The sequence below is a fragment of the Acidimicrobiales bacterium genome, assembly GCA_036273495.1.
Classification (GTDB): domain Bacteria; phylum Actinomycetota; class Acidimicrobiia; order Acidimicrobiales; family JAJPHE01; genus DASSEU01.
Window position 1 is genome coordinate 1 of the sequence record DASUHN010000359.1, and the last position, 4,221, is coordinate 4,221.

Genomic DNA, 4,221 nt, shown 5'->3' on the forward strand with positions numbered 1-4,221 from the left:
GTGATCACCGAGCACGGGGGCCAGGGCGTGCGCACGCGCGTCGGGCACTCGTTCATCAAGGCGGTGATGGCCGACACCGGCGCCGTCTTCGGGGGTGAGCACTCGGGCCACTACTACTTCCGCGACAACTACCGGGCCGACTCGGGCCTGATCGCCGCCGTGGTGGTGCTCGAGATGCTGTCGCGCTCCGACACCCCGCTGTCGGACATGCGCCGGCCCTTCGAGCGCTACGCCGACTCGGGGGAGATCAACCGGCCGGTGGTGGACGCCGCCGCCGTGCTGGCCGCCGTCGAGGAGCACTACGGCGCCGCCGGCGCCACCCTCGACCACACCGACGGGCTGACGGTCGACCTCGGCGCCTGGTGGTTCAACCTGCGCCCGTCGAACACCGAGCCCCTGCTCCGCCTGAACCTGGAGGCGCCCGACGAGCGGTCGTGCCGCCGGCACGTGGAAGAGGTGCTCGACCTCCTCGACCGCGCCAACTCGTCCGCCTCCCCCACGAAAGGACGCTGACCGTGGCCCTCGACCCGCAGCTGCTGGCCATCCTGGCCTGCCCCGAGGACAAGGGGCCCCTCCTGTACTTCGAGTCCGAGGACAGCCTCTACAACCCGCGCCTGCGCCGGCGCTACGCCATACGCGACGACATCCCGATCATGCTGATCGACGAGGCCGAGACGCTGGGGGACGACGAGCACGAGCGGCTGGTCGCCAAGGCCGGGGCCGAGGGGATCAAGCCGACGTTCGAAGAGGGAGGTACCTCCTAGGTGGAGACGCTCCCGCTCGACAGCCTGGGGATGATGGACGTCACCCTCGGGCTGCCCGAGCAGGTCGAGGCGGCCGCCGACGCCGGGCGGGGGGTCGAGGGGCTGCCCCGGCGGGAGCTGGTCGAGAACGTCGTCGTCCTGGGCATGGGGGGCAGTGGGGTGGCCGGGGATCTGCTGCTGGCGATCGCCGCCCCGTTCATGGCCGTGCCGGTCGTGGTCGTGAAGGGCTACACCCCACCGGCGTTCGTCGGCGAGGGGACATTGGTGTTCGCCGTGTCGTTCTCCGGGGACACCGAGGAGACCCTCGAGGCCGCCACCGAGGCCGCCATGCAGGGCGCCCACATCGTGGCGGTCACCGCCGGGGGGGAGCTCGCGCACCGGGCCACGGGTTGGGGCGCCCCCGTGGTGCCGGTGCCGACGGACATCCCCCAGCCCCGCGCCGCCATCGGGGCCATGGCCATCCCCCCGCTGGTGGTGCTGGAGGAGATCGGCCTGTTCCCGGGCGCCAGCCAGTGGATCTCCCTGGCCGTCGAGCAGCTCCGGCGGCGGCGGGACCAGCTGACCGGATCGGCGGCGGTGAACCCGGCCCGGGAGCTGGCCCGGCGCATCGGGCGCACGGTGCCGCTCGTCTACAGCTCCGGGGCGGTCGGGGCTACCGCCGCCATGCGGTGGAAGAACCAGTTCAACGAGAACAGCAAGGTTCCGGCGTTCTGGAACACCTACCCGGAGCTGTGCCACAACGAGATCTGCGGCTGGGGCCAGCACGGGGACGTCACCCGCCAGCTGTTCACCGTCGTCAACCTCCGCACCGACTCCGAGCATCCCCAGGTCATGCGGCGCTTCGAGCTGGTCGACGACATCGTGCGCGAGGTCGTGGCTTCGGTCGAGGAGGTCGTGGCCCAGGGGGAGGGGGACCTGGCCCAGCTGATGGACCTGGTGCTGTTCGGTGACTGCGTGTCGCTGTACCTGGCGGCCCAGGAGGGCGTGGACCCCGGCCCGGTGCCGATCCTCGGGGAGCTCAAGGCGGCCCTGGGCGCTCTGTAGTCGCGGCGGGCACCAGGGTCCTCCGGACGGCCCCCGCCGCGGCCCCCGGTGCCCCGCCCCGGCGGCGACCCTCACTGGAGTCCGGGTGCTTCGCCTCCATTAGCTTGCGGGGCATGTCGACGACGACCGAGCCCACCACCGACTTCAAGGTGGCCGACCTGTCCCTGGCCCCCTGGGGGCGCAAGGAGATCGAGCTGGCCGAGGTGGAGATGCCCGGCCTCATGGCCCTGCGGGCCGAGCACGGTGACGCCCGCCCGCTGGCCGGGGCACGGATCACCGGGTCGCTGCACATGACCGTGCAGACCGCGGTGCTGATCGAGACCCTGGTGGCGCTCGGGGCCGACGTGCGCTGGGCCAGCTGCAACATCTTCTCCACCCAGGACCACGCCGCCGCCGCCGTGGCCGTCGGGCCGGAGGGGACCCCCGACACCCCCCGGGGGGTCCCGGTGTTCGCGTGGAAGGGGGAGTCGCTCGAGGAGTACTGGTGGTGCACCCGCCAGGCCCTGCGCTGGCCGGACGCGGCCGATCCGGGCCAGGCCGGCGGGCCCAACATGATCCTCGACGACGGCGGGGACGCCACCCTGCTGGTCCACCGCGGGGCCGAGTACGAGGCGGCGGGGGCGGTGCCGGTCGCCGCCGACGACGACAACGAGGAGTGGAAGGTGGTCCTCGACCTACTGCGCCGCATGCAGTCCGAGGACCCGAAGTACTGGACCAGGGTGGCCGACGGCGTGATGGGCGTGACCGAGGAGACCACGACCGGGGTCCACCGGCTCTACCAGATGTTCGAGCAGGGAAGCCTCCGGTTCCCGGCCATCAACGTCAACGACTCGGTCACCAAGTCCAAGTTCGACAACCTCTACGGCTGCCGCCACAGCCTGATCGACGGCATCAACCGCGCCACCGACGTGATGATCGGGGGCAAGGTGGCCGTCGTCTGCGGCTACGGGGACGTCGGCAAGGGGTGCGCAGCGTCGCTGCGGGGCCAGGGCGCCCGGGTCATGGTCACCGAGGTCGACCCCATCTGCGCCCTGCAGGCCGCCATGGAGGGCTACGAGGTCACGACCCTCGAGCGGGTCATGGAACGGGCCGACATCGTCATCTCGGCCACCGGCAACCACAACGTGATCACAGCCGAGCACATGGCCCGGATGAAGCACAACGCCATCGTCGGCAACATCGGGCACTTCGACACCGAGGTGGACATGGCCGGCCTGGGCCGGATGAGCGACGTGCGCCGGGTCAACATCAAGCCCCAGGTCGACGAGTACGTGTTCCCCGACGGGCACTCGGTCATCGTCCTGGCCGAGGGGCGCCTCTTGAACCTGGGCTGCGCGACCGGCCACCCCAGCTTCGTGATGAGCTTCAGCTTCGCCAACCAGGTGCTGGCCCAGATCGAGCTGTTCGCCCGGTCGGGGCAGTACCCGATCGGCGTGCACCTCCTGCCGAAGGTGCTCGACGAGAAGGTGGCCCGGCTGCACCTCGACTCGCTCGGCGTGAAGCTCACCCAGCTGACGCCGGACCAGGCCTCCTACATCGGCGTCCCCGTCGAGGGCCCGTACAAGCCGGACCACTATCGATACTGAGAGTGGTCAGGGGGCCTCTCAAGACCACTCTGAGTGGTGCCGATGCCTGGATGGTGCAAGGCGACCGATACCTCCAGGAAACCGAGCCGTTCGACCCGGCCTGCGCCTCCCGGCCCGCGGCGGTGGCCCGGGCACGCGCCCTGCTGGCCGCGGGGGCGTCGGTCGGCTCCTACGTGCTGGCCGGCGCCATCCTCGACGAGACGATGAGGGCTGTCTGCTGGGGCCGGCCGGCGGGGTTGGCGTAGAATCGGTGCGCATGACCGCGTGCGGGTCTGTGGTTGCAAGTCGATGCCAGTCGCAGGCGAAACGACCCACGTAAGGCGTCCGGCGGTCACCGGCCACCGGGCGCTGATCATGGTGCGGCTTAGGAGTAAGCCCTGTCCGTTGCCGGGCCGATCGGCGGCCCCCGGCGGGCAGGCGGGTGTGGGGTCAAAGACCAGGTCAGCCGCACGTGGTCATGCCATCTTCCAGCCGAGGGGGTGCCGTTGCTCGAAGTAGCCATGGCCTGCCGTCACGCCGAGGTCCCCGCTGACGTCAAGCTCGCCGCCGAGTCCAAGCTGGTGAAGCTGGAACGCTTCCTCGAGGGGATGGAGCGGGCCCTGGTCCGCTTCAGCGAGGAGCAGAATCCCCGCATCCACGACCGCGAGGTCTGCGAGGTGACCATGGAGGGCCACGGCCACGTGGTCCGGGCCCGGGCCTCCGGGCCCGACATGCTGACCGCCGTCGACCGGGTCGTCGACAAGCTCGAGCTGCGCCTGGTCCGCCTCAAGGGTCGCCTGGTCGGACGATCCCATCCTCGTCGTCAGGCCCCGGTAGACTAGTTACTA

General features: G+C 71.0%; 6 protein-coding genes. All 6 read left to right on the plus strand.

The annotated features are described in order from the left end of the window. Window positions 1-513: phosphomannomutase/phosphoglucomutase (gene manB, locus VFW24_15305; GenBank protein ID HEX5268132.1), on the plus strand; the 513-nt coding region annotated here is incomplete at its 5' end. A gap of 2 nt (window positions 514-515) precedes the next feature. Beyond that, a complete protein-coding gene (locus VFW24_15310) occupies window positions 516-764 on the plus strand; it encodes a Trm112 family protein (GenBank protein ID HEX5268133.1) in 249 nt (82 codons plus the stop codon). After that, window positions 765-1,808, plus strand: a complete 1,044-nt coding sequence (locus VFW24_15315; protein HEX5268134.1) for a bifunctional phosphoglucose/phosphomannose isomerase — start codon at window positions 765-767, stop codon at window positions 1,806-1,808. Window positions 1,809-1,921: 113 nt separating this feature from the next. After that, window positions 1,922-3,394: an adenosylhomocysteinase gene (ahcY, locus tag VFW24_15320; GenBank protein HEX5268135.1), complete on the plus strand. Its 1,473-nt coding sequence runs from the start codon at window positions 1,922-1,924 to the stop codon at window positions 3,392-3,394. A gap of 50 nt (window positions 3,395-3,444) precedes the next feature. Continuing rightward, a complete protein-coding gene (locus VFW24_15325) occupies window positions 3,445-3,639 on the plus strand; it encodes a hypothetical protein (protein HEX5268136.1) in 195 nt (64 codons plus the stop codon). Window positions 3,640-3,879: 240 nt separating this feature from the next. Beyond that, entirely contained in the window at window positions 3,880-4,215 is a 336-nt protein-coding gene (gene raiA, locus VFW24_15330) for a ribosome-associated translation inhibitor RaiA (GenBank protein HEX5268137.1), read from the plus strand. Window positions 4,216-4,221 lie beyond the last annotated feature (6 nt).